General features: G+C 47.5%; 1 protein-coding gene. It reads right to left on the bottom strand.

Features of this window, described 5'->3' with window-relative positions; genetic code table 11:
* Positions 1-76: 76 nt before the first annotated feature.
* Positions 77-18244, bottom strand: an 18168-nt coding sequence (locus AB4263_RS02995; protein WP_372097442.1) for a tandem-95 repeat protein, incomplete at its 5' end; no start/stop codon positions are given.

Genomic DNA, 18244 nt, shown 5'->3' with positions numbered 1-18244 from the left:
GGGCAACTTTACGCTGCCCTATCTACTTGTCGGTTTAGACTAAATGTCGGTTCAGACTAAAACCAAGCCCTCTCGATTAAATCGAGCTTTGGTCGAAGTCGTTGCCTTGATCGGTTCCAGTTTGAGAATCTGAATCAAAGCTTCCAGAGTCATCCGTGAAGTCAACACCTTGATCTTGACCACCTGAACTTGTCCAGTCGCTGCCTCCAGATTCCATACCCGCCATGTCTGGTTGCTGCTCTTGCGTAGAGCCTTGCATGGTGTATTGATCATCGACCTCAACTTCAACAGAACCGCTAGCACCGTCTATTGAGCTACCCAATTCGTCGTAACCTTGGAATTGGATCTCGCTAGTACCTTCGTAACCTTCTGGAAGTTCAACAGATACAGGCTGCTCTAAGTTGCCACTGATTGTGAAGCTACCATCACCGTTATCCAGTGCGTTACTTACAGTAGCGCCCTCAGGTAAGCCAGACATATCAGCGTAATCAACCGATTCGTTACCACTCACCTCATCTGGAATCGAGATAGAGATAGTATCGCCCGGCGCCGCAGTTACATCTGCTGCGCTGTCTTCAGTTTCAGCATCTTGAGCTTGGTCATCAGCTTGTTGAGCCACTTCCACTTGTTGCTCTTCTGTTGCTTGAGCAGCTTGGACTTGTGGTTCATCACTTTGTACTGAATCATCTTCAACTTGGATGCTTAAGCTGTGACTTGATACTTCACCGCCGTCGTTAACTTCAACATTCATCGCTAAATTGCCATCGAAGTCTTCGTTCGGCCAGTAAGTCCACTCACCTTCACCTGATTCGGCAAAGAAGCCAGCATCGTTCGCGTCTGCAACATCAACAACTTGTGCAGAATCACTCACGCCTAACTCATCCACCAGCTGTGCATCCGTGATAGTTAGTGAACCATCATCAGCTAAGGTATAACCTTCGCTCGCCGCTGCTTCATCGCCACTTTGGATATCCACATTGAAGAAGCTTTCGATGCGATTTTCGCCATCGGTCGCTATAAACCCAACTTGAACATCGCCGGTGTAGTCTTCAGCAGGAGTGAATTGATAGTTACCTTGGTTATCGCCCTCAATTACGCCCTGACCTTCCATCAAGCTTACTGACTCAATGCTCAAGCTGTCGCCTTCTGCATCGCTCAGATTCGCTAACATGTCTTCATCAGTGAACGACAAGGTTGCATCCGCTGCGATTTCCGTCGTTGTGATGCTGTTAACTTCTGGTGCTGCATTCTCTTGTGAGTCGCCTTCTTTCACGACTACGCCAGTTTGCTCATCATGAAGCACGCCATCTTTATCAACTACGTACGCAATGTCTGCTTCGCCCGTGAAGCCTGGTGCTGGTGTGAACGTCCAAGTGCCATCGCCATTATCGACAATCTCACCTTGGCTGCGGTCGGCAAGATGAACCAGTTTCACTTCATCATCGCTGTCTGCATCCACATTCTCAGCCAAACCAATTAGGTCGTCCGCCGTTAGGATGATGGAATCACCCGCCACAGTTTCGAAATCACCTGAATCGATACCATCATCAAACGCTTCCGGCTCATCTCCGTAATCAACGGTTGTTGCACTTACGGTTACGAAGAACTCACCATGGAAGTCTTCAGGCGGCGTCATTTGAATGTTTGAGATATCCCAGTCGAACAGATCGATGTATTGACCCGGCTCGGTGATCATCACGGTATTCACACCATCTGTTACCTCGAATCCAACAGGGAAACCTGTCATCACCAAGTTACTTAGTGTTTCTGAATCATCGACTAGGCCAACGTTCAGACCCAAGTGACCCGTTTCATCTTCGCCGAAGACTAATGGACCATCATGGTCGGTTGAAATAACCGCGCCATCTGCGACAGGACGTACGTACACAGGAACATCGAGAACCGTTTCGAACTCACCGTCACTCACGACAACTTGCAGGTCAGAAACACCCGCAAAGTCGCCTGTTGGTGTGAATGTCCAAGTACCATCACCGTTGTCTGTTACTTCTCCGCCATCTTCACCGTCTGCGGTGATAATGCGAGAAACAACAAGGTCCGCGGTATCAATGTCACCGAACAAGTTCATCAAGTCGCCAGCATCGAAGGTGAACGCGCCATCTTCGTCTGTGGTCATCATTGCGTTGCCGACATTGAATGGTGCGTCGTTAACCGGAATGACATCCACATTCAGCGAGCCATCAACCACTTCTTCACCGTCAGTCGCTTGATAACCGAGTTCTACTAAGCCATTAAAGTCTTGAGTAGTCACTAAGTGATACATACCGTCTGGTTGCTGAGTTAAGGTCGCATTCGCTGGAGCTCGAACTGTGATGCTCTCAATGCTGATCTCGTCGCCATCAAGGTCTGTCACTTGATCCGCGATGTAAGCCGGGTCAATCACCATGACCACATCTTCTTCGCCTTGCATCTCAATCATTGGCGCTTCAGGTGCATCATTCACTGGCGTAACATCGATGTTGCCGTCGACTGAAATTGTCTCTTGGCCATCGCTAACGTTAAACGTCATTGGCACATCGCCATTGAAGTTTTCGTTTGGTGTAAATGACCAAGTACCATCTTCGTTATCTAGCAACTCACCCAAGCTAGGGTCGATTTGTAGACCAGAAGCCGACAGCTCGTCTGCGGTGTTATCGATGTCGGTAGCTTGAGCTAACAACATGTCTTGTGTGATAAAAATGGTGCTGTCTTCGGCTGTGGTTAGTTTCACATCCTCAGATTCAGGTCCATCGTTCACAGCCAGAACTTCGATACCTGCCGTTGTTGTTGCCGTTGCACCGTCATCATCGGTCACGACCACATCTAGGCTGATATCACCATTAAAGTTCTCGTTTGGCGTGAAGGTCACAGACCCATTATCGTTTTGAACCAAGGTGCCGTCAGAGCCTGAGTAAGTCACGCTTTCAAGCGACACTTCGCCATCAACGTCAGAGCTATTAGCAATTAACTGCTCAGGGCTGATTGTGATGGTGCCATCTTCGTTCATTTGGTAAGACGTAGAACCCGCTACTGGCGCATCGTTAACATCCGTTACCGTCACACCAATATTCGCATCGACTGTCTCAGTGCCATCAGTCACTGTGAAGCCAAGGTTTACATCGCCATTGAAGTTCTCGTTCGGAGCAAAGCTATAAGTGCCGTCACCGTTGTCAGTGAACACACCCTCTGCACCCGTGTAAGACACATCCGAGATAGACAAGTCATCGCCGTCAATATCAGAGGCACCCGCTAGCAGTTGCTCGTCTGTAAAGGTAAGTGAACCATCTTCTTCAATGGTGTAAGCGACATCTTCTACAACTGCGATGTCATTCACTGGATTCACAGTAAGGTCGGCCGTTGCCACAACCGTTTCAGTACCATCAGAAAGGTCGAAGCTTAGGTCAATATCACCATTAAAGTCGGCATCCGGTGTAATAGTAAATGAACCATCATCGTTTGCCGTAACGGTAGCGCTATCACCCGCGGTTAGGTTGGCAGCGGTAAGATCATCGCCGTCCACATCCGATGCTTGAGCAAGCAGCTGCTCTTGGCTTAGTGTGATTGAACCATCTTCATCCACTGAGTAAGCCAAGTCACCTGACACTGGCGCGTCGTTAACCGCGATAACTTCAATACCCGCAGTGGTTTCAGCCGTTGCACCCTCTTCATCAGCAACGGTGACATCTAGGCTGACATTGCCGTTGAAGTTTTCATTTGGTGCGAAGCTGTAAGTACCATCACCATTGTCAGTAAAGATACCGTCTGCGCCTGAGTAGGAAACGTCGCTAACGGATACATCACCTTCAATGTCTGAGCTGTTCGCAAGAAGCTGTGCTTCAGAGATGGTAATCACGTTATCTTCGTCAACGCTGTAGGTCGTTGAACCTGCAACTGGCAAGTCATTAACGGCAATGACGTCGATACCTGCGGTTGTTTCAGCGGTTGCGCCATCTTCATCCATAACAGAGACATCAAGACTGATGTCACCGTTAAAGTTTTCGTTTGGAGCAAAGGTGTAAGTACCATCACCATTATCAGTGAATACACCATCAGTGCCGCTGTAGCTTACATCGCTGACAAACACTTCCCCTTCAACATCCGAGCTATTCGCTAGAAGTTGTGCATCGCTTAGGGTGATACTGCCGTCTTCTTCAACACTGTAAGTCGTAGAACCCGCTACCGGTACGTCGTTGATTGGAACCACTTGAACATCAATATTCGCCGATACAACATCTGTACCATCACTCACATCGTAAGTTAGGTCGACATTACCATTGAAGTTCTCGTTTGGAGCAAAGGTATAAGTACCGTCGCCGTTATCCGTGAACACACCGTCTGTACCTTCGTAGTTAACCGACTCGACAGAAAGGTCATCGCCATCAATATCCGTTGCACCAGCCAATAGCTGTTCATCGGTAAAGGTCAGCGAACCATCTTCATTAATGGTGTAGTCGTGGTCGTAAATTACAGAAAGGTCGTTAACTGCTGTTACGGTCACGTCTAGTTCCGCTGGAGTAACCCCACCGTTGCCATCGTCTACGTTGTAGCTAATCGAGAATTCACCATTGAAGTTCTCTTCCGGTGTAATGGTGTAAGTACCATCACCATTGTCAGTGATAAGAGCGTTCTCAATGGAAACATCTCCAACACTTGGTTCGTTACCACCCGTTTCACCAGAATCATCACCTTCCTCGCCGGTTAGCAATTCAGAGATATCAATGCCGTTTTCATTCGCGAGCGCTTCTTCTGCCGTTGGTAAATCAAACGCATTCTCGCTGCCTACATCTTGGCTTGGAACAATAACGCCGTTCACGATATCAAATACATGCCAGTGGTCACCCGATGGGCTTTCAGATAAATCAGGGCTAAAGGTTTCAACCAATGTATCGCCAACAAATACCTGAACCTGTACATCTTCAACACCATCTACATCCCAACTTCTGCTGGTGTAGTTGTGTACTGAATAGTGCATGTCAGCATCTTGATAATTTGGAATAGTGATGGTTTCAGGACCACCGCCATTCGTGTCATCTACATCTTGCTGAACGACATTACCTTCACCCAAATCATGGCTCATGTCGCGATAGTAAATATGGTCTAGCTCACTGCCATTCTCTGTATCGTAGAGCCATAGGTGGTTGTCCATATCACGTGGACTGTCACCCCATGTGACCACGATACGCATATCTGTTTCTTCAAGGACTTCAGATATTGCAGTCACGCCACCATTGGTATCTTCGCCTGCTGGAACTAGGAAGCTGCTAGTAATTGAGCCTTCTTGTTCAATCGTAACGGTACCTTGGTCAACAACTGGACCGCTCACAGAGTAGTTACCAGATTGATCGGTCACCGCTGTGTAAGAATGACCTGCGTTGTCGGTTAGCGTAACATCCGCACCTGCGATTGGATTGCCAGTTTCAGCATCCAACACTGTACCGGTTACGGTTGTTTCATCGCCCTGCTCTCCGATAATTGCGGTCATGTCATCGTCTTCGATGTCAGTCGCGAATTGTAGGAGCTCTTCTTGAGTAATGGTGTATGAACCGTCTTCTTCAATGGTTATCGCCACATCAGCAGAAACAATTGGCGCGTCGTTAACTGGGTCAACGGTTAAGCCTAAGTTAGCGGCAATTGGTGTGTCGCCATCGCTGATGCTGTAGGCAACATCGATGTAGCCATTGAAGTTTTCGCTTGGAGTGATTGAGAACGTGCCATCGCCATTGTCGACAATCGTTGCATCGTCGCCCACTAAGGTTAAGTCGGAAGCGACAAGGTCATCGCCCTCAATATCAGCGGCATTCGCAAGTAACTGCTCCTGCGTGATAGTGATGACATTATCTTCATCAACGTTCGCATAAACATCAGATGTCGTTGGCAAGTCGTTGACTGGGTTTACCGTCAGATCGGCGTTCGCCACAATCGACTCGGTGCCGTCCGAAATATCAAAGCTTAGGTCGATATCGCCATTGAAGTTCGCATCTGGCGTTACCGTAAAGGTGCCATCGCCATTATCAACAACGGTTGCATTATCGCCTGCGCTTAAGTTGCTTGCGGTCAGATCATCGCCATCCACATCAGATGCTTGAGACAGCAACTGCTCTTGAGTCAGAGTAATCGAACCATCTTCATCAATGCTGTATGCCAAGTCACCCGATACTGGTGGATCATTAATTGGAAGAACATCAATACTTGCGCTGGTGGCTACTGTCGCACCGTCTTCATCTGTCACCACTACATCGAGGCTAACATCGCCATCGAAGTTTGCGTTCGGTGCAAAGCTGAATGTGCCGTTGCCGTTGTCAGTAAAGATACCGTCAGCGCCTGTGTAAGTAACGCTATCAATCGCCACTTCACCTTCAATATCAGAAGAGTTCGCCAACAGTTGCTCTGCACTGATGGTGATAACTTCATCTTCGTTGACTGAGTAACTGGTTGAGCCTGCGATTGGCGGATCGTTCACCTCAAGTACAGTGATTCCCGCGGTAGTCGCTTCTGTTGCCCCTTCTTCATCGGTAACAACAACCGCTAAACTCACATCTCCATTGAAGTTCTCGTTTGGAGAGAAGGTGTAAGTGCCGTCACCGTTGTCTTCGAACACACCGCCACTGCCAGTGTAAGTCACGCTATCAATCGCAACCTCACCTTCAATATCTGAAGAGTTGGCTAATAGCTGTTCGTTACTGATCGTGATTGAGTTGTCTTCATGCACAGTGTAAGACGTGCTACCCGCCACTGGTGGATCGTTCTCAGGCGTCACGCTCACATCAATGTTGGCTTGAACCGTATCCGTGCCATCTGACACATCAAAGCTGAAGTTCACATCACCATTGAAGTTCTCGTTTGGCGCAAAGCTGTAGCTTCCGTCACCATTGTCGGTAAGCACACCATCAGCACCAGTGTATGTCACACCTTCGACTGTTAGGTCATCACCTTCAACATCCGTCGCACCCGTTAACAGGTCAGCGTCAGTGAAGTTAAGAACCCCATCTTCACCAATAGTGAATGCTTGGTCTTGTGGCTCTGGCGCATCATTGACAGGTGTTACCGTCAAGTCTAGGCCAGCCGCGACCATGTCTTCTCCATCAGTTACATCGTAACTAAATTCGATATTACCGTTGAAGTTTTCACTCGGTGTAATGGTGAAGCTGCCATCGTCGTTCATTTGAACGGTCGCATTTTCATCATTGGTAGTTAGATTGATTGCTGATAAATCATCACCATCAATGTCAACAGCGTGCTCTAGCAACTGCTCTTGAGTTAGCGTGATGCTGTTGTCTTCGGCTGTCACAGCACTGATGTCACCATCAACTTCTGGAGCATCATTCGCTGGCGAGATATGAATCGTCACATCTTGGGTTGCCGTCGCGGTGGTGCCCGTATCAACATCAGTCGATGTCGCATTTACAATTAGAACCACATCACCATTGAAGTCACCTGAAGGGATAAACTCTAGCCCTTCTAGCTCGCCTGGTTGCAATGACCATGTGCCATCACCGTTATCGGTACCTGCAGAAAGCGAGCTGCCTTCCGGCACATCTTCAATCAAAATAGCAAGGTTTTCTGAACCATCGGTATCAGTAAGCGCCGCATCAATATCAAGTGGTACAGGTGTATCTTCGGTACCAATGATTTGGTAATCCGCGTCAGACACTGTGATTTCAATGTTATCGATGCCAAACGACTCATCACTTACACCTTGATTCAAGGTTGAACCGAAGCCTAACTCAAGTTGGCCGTCTTCAACGGGTACCGTTAGGTTGATTTGGTGTGCTTGGTCGTTCCAACCACTGAAGCCCTCACCTTGCGATACGCCGTGAACCACTTCGCCGACTTCATTTCCTTCTGAATCGTAAAGCGTTGTTGTGCCATCTTGAGTACGGAACGCAGAATTATCTAATGTCGTTAGCTCTTCGCCGCCGACAAAGATTTGGAACGACTCACCATCCCAAGAATCAATTTCGTAGAAGTTGAACGAGATATTAACTTCGCTCACATCACTTGGAATGTCGTAAGTTTTGCTGACGGCTTCATCACCGCCCGTTCCACCAATACGACCTAGCATGTCACCCGACTCGAAGCCTTGAGAGCTTTCTGTGCCTGTATTCCAACCGTTTGAGCCAGACTCGAAGTTGTCTGAAGCAATCACTAGGTCAGAAGCAATCGACAGCTCTGGCATATCAACCACAGATTGAACATCAATCGTCGCTTCTGCTGGTACTGTCGCGGTACCGTCATTCACGTCGAACGTCACATTCACATTGCCGTCGAAGTTTTCATTCGGTGCGAATGTGTAAGTGCCGTCGCCGTTATCAACCAAAGTACCGCTATCTGAAGCCACATTTTCAACCGATAGGTTATCACCATCAATGTCGCCCGCATTTTGCAGCAGTTGTTCTTCTGTGAAGGTAAAGCTGGTGTCTTCTTGAGTCACAAATTGTGGCTCACCGACTGTTGGCAGGTCATTAACTGGGTTAACCGTTAGGTCAGCCGTTGCTTGAAGCGTCGCATCGCCATCGGTAATGTCGAAGTTCAAATCAATGTCGCCATTGAAGTTAGCATCTGGCGTGATAGTGAAACTACCATCATCGTTTGCTGTAACTGTCGCATCACCACCAACGGTTAGGTTAGCCGCTGTTAAGTCATCGCCATCAACATCACTCGCTTGAGCAAGTAATTGCTCTTGGCTCAAGGTAATTGAGCCATCTTCGTCCACGCTGTACGCCAAGTCGCCCGATACCGGAGCATCGTTAACAGGCAGAACATCAATGCTTGCGTTGGTCGCTACGGTTGCGCCTTCTTCATCAGTAACGACAACATCAAGGCTTACGTCGCCATCGAAGTTAGCGTTAGGTGCGAAGCTGAATGTTCCGTCACCATTGTCGGTAAATATACCATCTGAGCCTGTGTAGTTAACGCTATCAATCGCCACTTCACCTTCGATATCAGAAGCGTTCGCCAACAGTTGCTCTGAACTGATGGTGATAACTTCGTCCTCGTTGACTGAGTAGCTCGTTGAGCCTGCGATTGGTGGATCGTTCACCTCAAGTACAGTAATACCCGCGGTGGTCGCTTCAGTTGCGCCCTCTTCATCAGTTACGACAACATCAAGGCTAACTTCGCCGTTGAAGTTTTCGTTTGGTGAGAAGGTGTAAGTACCGTCACCGTTGTCTTCAAAGACACCGTCAGCGCCAGTGTAAGTCACGCTATCGACTGCCACATCACCTTCAATGTCAGAAGAGTTAGCAAGTAACTGTTCGTCACTGATGGTAATTGAGTTGTCTTCATGAACGGTGTAAGACGTGCTACCTGCAACCGGTGGATCGTTCTCTGGTGTCACGCTGACATCAATGTTGGCTTGAACTGTATCCGTGCCATCTGACACATCAAAACTGAAGTTCACATCACCATTGAAGTTCTCGTTTGGCGCAAAGCTGTAGCTTCCATCGCCATTATCAGTAAGAACACCATCCGCACCTGTGTAAGTAACGCCTTCAACCGACAGGTCATCCCCATCAATGTCAGTCGCACCTGTCAGCAAGTCTTCATCAGTGAAGTTCAAGATGCCGTCTTCGCCGATGCTGAACGTTTGATCTTGTGGTTGTGGAAGGTCATTGACTGGGTTAACGGTTAGGTCAGCCGTCGCAACCAGCGTATCTGTACCATCGCTAATGTCGAACGTTAGGTCAATGTCACCATTGAAGTTCGCATCTGGCGTAATGGTAAAGCTGCCGTCATCGTTAGCAACAACCGTCGCGTCTCCATCAACAATCAAGTTAGAAGCAGTAAGGTCGTCGCCATCTACATCACTCGCTTGAGAAAGAAGCTGCTCTTGGCTCAAGGTAATCGAACCGTCTTCCTCAACACTGTATGCAAGGTCGCCTGATACTGGTACATCGTTGATTGGTAATACATCAACCGTAATAAACGTATCAACCTGAGCGCCGTCTTCATCTTGAATGGTTACATCCAATTGAACTTGGCCGTTGAAGTTTTCATTCGGAGCGAAGCTACATGTACCGTCACCATTGATTGAGAAGATACCGTCTGGGCCATCGTAGTTGATCTCAACAAGCTCAACATCACCTTCAATATCAGAAGCGTTCAACAGAACTTGAGACTCATTGAAAGTCAGTACTGAATCTTCATCGATGGTGTATGACGTAGGGCCAGCAACTGGCGGATCGTTCACCTCAAGGACAGTAATACCCGCCGTTGTTGCTTCAGTCGCTCCATCTTCATCCGTCACGACAACATCTAGGCTAACTTCGCCATTAAAGTTCTCGTTTGGCGAGAAGGTGTATGTACCGTCACCGTTGATTTCCAGAACACCGTCGCTACCACTGTAACTCACGTTATCAATTGCGACTTCGCCTTCGATATCCGAAGAGTTCGCTAGCAGTTGTTCGTTGCTGATTGTAATAGAGTTGTCTTCATGAACCGTGTAAGACGTACTACCCGCAACCGGAGGATCATTCTCTGGCGTCACGCTCACATCAATGTTAGCGGTTACCGTATCGGTACCATCTGATACATTGAACGAGAAGTTCACATCGCCATTGAAGTTTTCGTTTGGCGCGAAACTGTAGGTGCCATCGCCATTATCGGTTAGGACACCGTCTGCGCCAGTGTAAGTTACACCTTCAACACTTAGGTCATCTCCCTCAATGTCAGTCGCGCCCGTTAATAGGTCTTGGTCATTGAACGTTAACACGCCATCTTCGCCGACTGTGAATGCGTGGTCTTGTGCTTCTGGACCGTCATTTACTGGTGAAACTGTTAACTCAAGGTTGGTAGAGACAACATCATCACCATCAGACACATCAAACGTAAAGCTCACATCGCCATTGAAATCAGCATCTGGCGTTAATGTGTACGTACCATCACCGTTATCGGTAATCGTAACGCTCTCATCATCGGTTGCTAAATTCAGAGCCGTCAACTGATCGCCATCTAAATCACGCGCATTAGCCAATAAGTCTTCTTGCGTAATGATGATTGAACCATCTTCTTCAACCGTTGCAGAAACCGGAAGTGCTTCAGGTGCGTGCTCAATGTGCGCGCCTGTCGCGTTAATGTAGATGGTTTGAGATACCGTTTCAGAATCATCATTCGATAACTCTGTCGCAGTTGCGGTTACATGAACTTCAAGCTGCTCATTGAAGTCTTCTGGTAACTGGATTTGTAACGCATTTTCGATAGCCGTTGTTGGTAAGTTCACCGTACCATCAGGGCCAACCGTTACTTCACCGCTGTAGATTTGGCTGTTCACTTCACCGACATCGATTGTGAAGTTGAAGTCAGAATAGTCAGCATCACCGCCGCCATACAAATCTTCAAATCCGTAAACCAGCTCGCCGTCTTCATTAACCGTAGTACGAGTATGTTCGATACCATCTTGGTTTAGCTGAGAGCTTGAACCACCATGGAAGATCGCGTCACCATTTTGGCCTTGAATCACTGTCTCGGTTCCATCAGCAGCCACAAAGACAAGTTGAGGATCAACCGTATCCATGTTCGCAGGCGAACCATCCTCAGCACGGAACTCATACTGACCGTCTTGCATCGCATCAAAGTCGTTGTGCTGATGTCCGTTTGGAATTAAGAACAGGTTAAAGCTCTCACCTTCCTCGACTTGGAAGCTGAACTGATCTTGCCCAGGGACAAGGTCACCGCCGCCACCCACTTGCGATGCATTCTCGTAGACAACTTCAACACCTGTGATGTTGCCGTCTTCATCGACCTTGTAGTAACCCGCTGCGTTTTGGTATCCCGCGGTTTCGCCTTCAAACGTTACTGTGATTTCAGTATCGTTATAACTGGTGATACCGTTTTCTTGGTCATTCAGAACACCTTCATTATCGTATTGAATAACCGAACCTTCTGGAACACCATCCACAGTTACCGTCAGTGTTTCTGATAGATCTTGGTCTACCAGTGCAGCCGCAATATTAAGCTCAACAATGCCGCCTGGCTCAACCAGAATTGCTTCATCATCAACGTTGACACCATCGCCATCGGTTATCACAAGATCCGGCGCATCCGCGACTGCTTCAATATGAACGTTAAGGTCTTGTTCAACCTCATCCGTACCGTCTGTTACCGTAAAGCTGAACTGCAGATCACCACTGAAGTGCTCTTCAGGAACGAAGCTGAACGTGCCGTCACCATTATCGGTGACTGTGCCTTCATCGCCAGAGTAATTGATGCTAGTAACGCTTAGGTCGTCGCCATCAATATCAATCGCACCACTCAACAGATCTTCTTGAGTGAACAGGATGCTGCCATCCTCTTCGATGTGGTACATGCCTGGGGCAACAATTGGAATGTCATTCACCGGATTCACGGTCAATGCCATATCATTAGACGTGCTCAGCTCACCGTCGCTCACCTCATAAGTGAATGCAATATCGCCATTGAAGTTCTCTGAAGGTGTCACTGTGTACGTGCCATCACCATTGTCTACAATGCTGGCATTTGGATCGTTAGTTTCAAGCGCGCTTGCAAACAACTCATCGCCATCTTGGTCGCTCGCGTTCTCCAACAGCATTTCTTGTGTAACGAGGATTGAACCATCTTCGTCGACATCTGCCACCATCGGTGTCGCTTCTGGCGCATCGTTGACGAACTCAACTTTTAGGTCGATGTTTGCGGCAACCACATCAGTGCCATCGCTCACATCAAACGCTAAGTCAACATTACCGAAGAAGCCTTGCTCTGGTGTTAATGTGTATGTTCCGTCACCATTGTCTGTGACTTCTACCGTGTCGCTTGCGCTCGTTACATTCACAACTGACAGTTCATCACCTTCAACGTCTGTCGCTTGTGCCAGTAATTCAGCTTCGGTAATAGTAATCGCTTGACCATCTTCCGTAGCGAAAGACATGTCAGGCACGTCTGGGGCATCATTGATTGGATTTACGGTTAGGTTGAGGTCAGCGGCAACAGTTTCGATTGCGTCAGTGACATCGTAAGTAAATTCAATCTCACCAAAGAAATCTGCACTTGGTGTAATCGTGAAGCTACCGTCTGGGTTTTCTACAACAACAGCATTTGGATCGTTGGTCGCAAAGTTAACCGCTTCAAGGTTATCGCCATCTACATCGGTTGCATTCGCTAACAGATCCTCTTGAGTAATAGTGATTGAACCATCTTCATCAACAGTGGCTTCAATTGGACCACTCACCTCAGGGCCTTCATTGACAATTTCAACGTCAATTCTTGCAGTGCTTGGTGCACTTGCTTGGCCATCACTTATGTCGAAAGTCAGATTCACTTCACCAGAGAAGTCTTCTGCAGGTTCGAAGGTAAAGGTATTATCCCCGTTATCCGTTAACGTACCTTGCGTTTGGTCTGCAAGTAATAGGTTTTCGACATGAAGAATGTCGCCATCAACATCGGTAGCACCAGACAATAGGTCTTTCGCTTCGATGATCATGGAGCCATTTTCAAGCATTTGGGTGTGCAATGGTTCACCCGGAACCGGCACATCATTGACTGGTACGACCGTTAGGTCTAGATGCGTTGCAACTTCATCAGTTCCATCAAACACCTTGTAGTCGATGTCGATTTCACCATTGAAGTTTTCATTCGGCATGAAGGTAAACGTACCATCGCCGTTATCAACTAGCTCACCGTTATCACCACCGTAAGTGATGTCAGAAATAGACAGCGTATCGCCTTCCACATCTGTGGTGTTCGCTAGCAAGTCATCTGCACTGAACGTGATACCTTCATCTTCATCTGTCGATAGAACAATCGGGCCAGAAACGATTGGCGCATCATTTACTGATTCGAAATTGATATTGATGATATTGCTGTCTGTCAGCTCACCATCGGTAACTTGGTAACCAAGTTCGATTTCACCATGGAAGTTTTCATCCGGTGTTACCGTCCAAGTGCCATCACCATTATCGGTGAGTGTTGCATGCTCTGAGTTTTCACCCACTAGCTCTAGATTTTCAATATCAAGGTCGTCGCCATCAATATCAGATGCTTGCGCCAGTAGTTGCTCTTCGGTAATCACAACCGAAGCAAACTGGGCAGAACCATCGGTATCGACAGTAATATTCGGAAGATCAGCCGTTAACTCGATTTCGTTGTCACCCGCATGGATATTCAACTCAACCGTTTCAGTAATCTCTGAGCCATCTACACCAATCGATGTAAACACCGCTTCATCATGACAAGTTTGTGACACTGTCATGTTTTGAACGACGTAAGTACCATTACCTTGCACGGTACCGAGCTCAAAGTAGGACACTGGTTGATCAACCGTTAGCGTGTAATCTGTCTCGAAAGTACCACGGTCTTCTTTGTGGTAAGTCATCGAGTCAATTAGGTCGCCATCCTCATTGAACGCTTTGATTTCTACTTCTGTAAAGTGACGAGACTCTTCCATGAACCAGCCACCCAAACCATCAAGGTGGAAGCTGATTTCATTGATGTCTTGACCTTCAACCGAAACTGTCAGTTTCTCATCACCACTTAAGCCTTGGCGGTCAGTATCACCGATACCATGACCAATGTGGGTGTTGCCATTCCAGGCACCAAGAGGGTCATCGTTACTTTGCACAGTTACCGTTAAGTCACCATCTGAGAACTCACGCGTATAAGGGTCAACTTCTGTACCCCAATCATCCACACTCGCGTTATCGTCAAACGTACCGATTTGTGTGGTGTGTGTACCTTCAGCAAGAGCATCTTCACTTGGAACAAAGCGCACTTCGGTATCTGCAGGAACTTCTTGTCCTACTTCCAGTACCACCCATTCGTCATTCACATTTGCTTCAATGATGCCGTTTTCTGGCGCTTGGTCTAAACGTAGTGCTGGTTCTTCACGAAGTGTCACACCAACTGTTTGGTCTTCTTGCGCTTGGATGAAGATTTCATCGCCCGCTTCTGGCGCATCGTTGACAGGGTTAACCGTCAAGTCGAGTGTCGTCAGAACTTCATTCTCACCATCACTGATGCTGTATGTGAAGTCCAACTCGCCATTGAAGTTTTCTGTGTGCGTAATAGTGAATGAACCATCGTCATTAGTAACAATTGTCGCATCTGGATCGTTGGTTTGTAGGTTAGATGCCGTTAACTCATCACCTTCAACATCGGTCGCATTAGCGAGTAACTGCTCTTGAGTAATGGTGATTGAATTATCTTCATCGACTTCAGCCTGAATGCCCGAAGTTTCAGGTCCGTCATTCACAGCGATAACATCGATGCCAGCGGTTGTGGTTGCGGTTGCACCGTCTTCGTCAACGACAACAACGTCTAGTGAAATATCACCATCGAAGTTTTCATTTGGCGTAAAGGTGTAAGTACCATTGCCATTATCAACAAAAGAGCCGTCATCACCGGAGTACGATACTCCAGACAGTGAAACATCACCTTCTACATCGGAAGAGTTTGCCAATAATTGCTCATCACTGATCGTGATTTGGCCATCTTCTTGAACTGTGTACGATGTTGAGCCCGCTACTGGTGGGTCATTCTCAGGCGTTACGCTGACATCAATAACAGCTGATGTTGAATCAGTACCGTCAGAGACATCGAATGAGAATTGAACATCACCATTGAAGTTCTCGTTTGGAGCAAAGCTATATGTGCCGTCGCCATTATCGCTAAGAACACCATCTGCACCAGTGTAGAGCACGTTTTCAATCGACAGCTCGTCACCATCAACATCCGACGCGCCTACAAGCAGGTCAGCATCGGTGAAGAGTAACGTACCGTCTTCTTCAATCGTGAACTGTTGATCTTGCGCTTGTGGCAAGTCATTAACCGGATTCACGGTAATGTCTAGGCCAACTTGAACTGAACCACCATCGTTATCGATGATATCGAAGTTCAGATCTAGGTCACCGTTGTAATCTGCGTTCGGTGTGATGGTGTAGCTGCCATCATCATTGTGTTGGATGGTCGCATTTTCATCAGTAGATAGGTTGATAGCTTCTAAGTTGTCGCTATCGATATCACCTGCTCTTGCTAGCAATTGCTCTTGGCTTAGCGTGATGGAGCTATCTTCATTGATGGTGTAAGCCAAATCGCCCGATACTGGCGCATCATTGATTGGCAATACATCAACGTTAATGTGTGTTTCAACCGTTGCGCCATCTTCATCTTGAATGGTCACACCCAGTTGAACCTGACCATTGAAGTTTTCGTTGGGTGCAAAGCTGCATGTACCATCACCATTTACAGTGAAGATACCGTCAGAGCCATCGTAGTTAATGCCAACAAGTTCTACATCTCCTTCGACATCCGAAGCATTCACAAGAATCTGAGATTCACTGAACGTCAGAACCGAATCTTCGTCAATGGTGTATGACGTTGGACCCGCAACTGGTGGATCGTTCACTTCAAGAACGGTAATACCTGCTGTGGTTTCATCAATTGCACCTTCTTCATCTGCAACAATCACATCAAGGCTGATATCACCGCTGAAGTTTTCATTAGGAAGGAAGGTATAGCTGCCATCGCCGTTATCTTGGAACACACCATCAGTGCCACTGTAAGTCACAGTATCAACCGACACCGCACCTTCAATATCCGAAGAGTTAGCTAGCAACTGTTCATCAGAAATTGTGATGGCATTGTCTTCATTGACCATGTATGAGGTTGAACCCGCAACTGGCGGATCGTTCTCAGGAGTCACACTCACATCAATGTTAGCGCTAACGGTTTCTGTGCCATCAGACACATCGAAACTGAAGTTCACATCGCCATTGAAGTTCTCGTTTGGCGCAAAGGTATAAGTACCATCACCGTGGTCGGTCAGTACGCCATCACCACCTGTATAGCTAATACCTTCAACGGTTAAGTCGTCGCCATCAATATCGGTGGCACCGGTAAGTAAGCCGGCGTCTGTAAATTGAAGCGTACCGTCTTCTGCGATACTGAATTGTTGGTCTTGAGGAACCGGCAAGTCATTAACTGGGTTAACAGTAAGATCGGCGGTTGCTTGAACCGTGTCAGTACCGTCAGTGATGTTGAATTGAATATCAATGTCACCGTTGAAGTTTTCATCTGGCGTAATCGTGAAACTGCCGTCATCGTTAGCTACAACCGTCGCATCACCACCAACTGTTAAGTCACTTGCGGTTAGATCTTCGCCTTCTACATCGGACGCTTGAGACAACAGCTGATCTTGGCTCAGTGTGATTGAACCATCTTCGTTAACGTTGTAAGCCAAATCACCAGACACTGGCGCATCATTGATTGGTAATACGTCAACATTGATGACGGTTTCCACTTCTGCACCATCTTCATCACGAATGGTGACATCAAGCTGAACTTGGCCATTAAAGTTCTCATTTGGAGCGAAGCTGCAAGTGCCGTCACCATTTACTGAGAAGATACCCTCAGGGCCATCGTAGCTAATACCAACAAGCTCAACATCCCCTTCTACATCTGAGGCGTTAAGCAACACTTGAGACTCACTGAAGGTAAGTACTGAGTCTTCATCAATGGTGTAAGACGTAGGGCCTGCAACCGGCGGATCGTTCACTTCAAGAACATTGATGCCCGCGGTCGTTGAGTCGGTCGTACCATCTTCATCAGCAACAACCACATCCAGTGCAATTTCACCGCTGAAGTTCTCATTTGGCGAGAAGGTGTAAGTGCCGTTACCATTGATTTCGAGGACACCGTCGCTACCAGAGTAAGTCACGCTGTCTATCGATACATCACCTTCAATATCTGAAGATGTTGCCAATAGTTGTGCATCAGAAATGGTAATCGAATTATCTTCATTCACCGTGTAGGACGTTGAGCCCGCAACAGGCGGATCGTTCTCAGGAGTCACGCTAACATCAATGTTTGCAGACACGGTATCGGTACCGTCTGACACATCGAAGCTAAAGCTCACATCACCATTGAAGTTTTCGTTTGGAGCAAAGCTATATGATCCCTCACCCAAGTCAGTCAGTACGCCATCAGTGCCTTCATAAGTGATGTCTTCAACCGTCAGGTTATCACCTTCAACATCTGTCGCGCCTGTAAGCAGGTCCGCGTCTGTGAACAGTAAAGTACCGTCTTCTGCAATACTGAACTGTTGGTCTTGAGGGACTGGTAAATCATTTACAGGATTAACGGTTAGGTCAGCTGAAGCTTGAACGGTGTTAGTACCATCAGAGATATCGAAGCTGATATCGATGTCACCGTTGAAGTTCTCATCTGGCGTGATGGTGAAGCTGCCGTCATCATTAGCTACAACCGTCGCATCTCCACCAACCGTTAGGCTGCTGGCCGT

Origin of the sequence: Vibrio sp. 10N.261.55.C5 (genome assembly GCF_041470505.1) — a bacterium.
GTDB classification, from domain to species: domain Bacteria; phylum Pseudomonadota; class Gammaproteobacteria; order Enterobacterales; family Vibrionaceae; genus Vibrio; species Vibrio crassostreae_C.
Note: the sequence above shows the minus strand (reverse complement) of the source record. Positions and strands in the feature narration are given on the sequence as shown.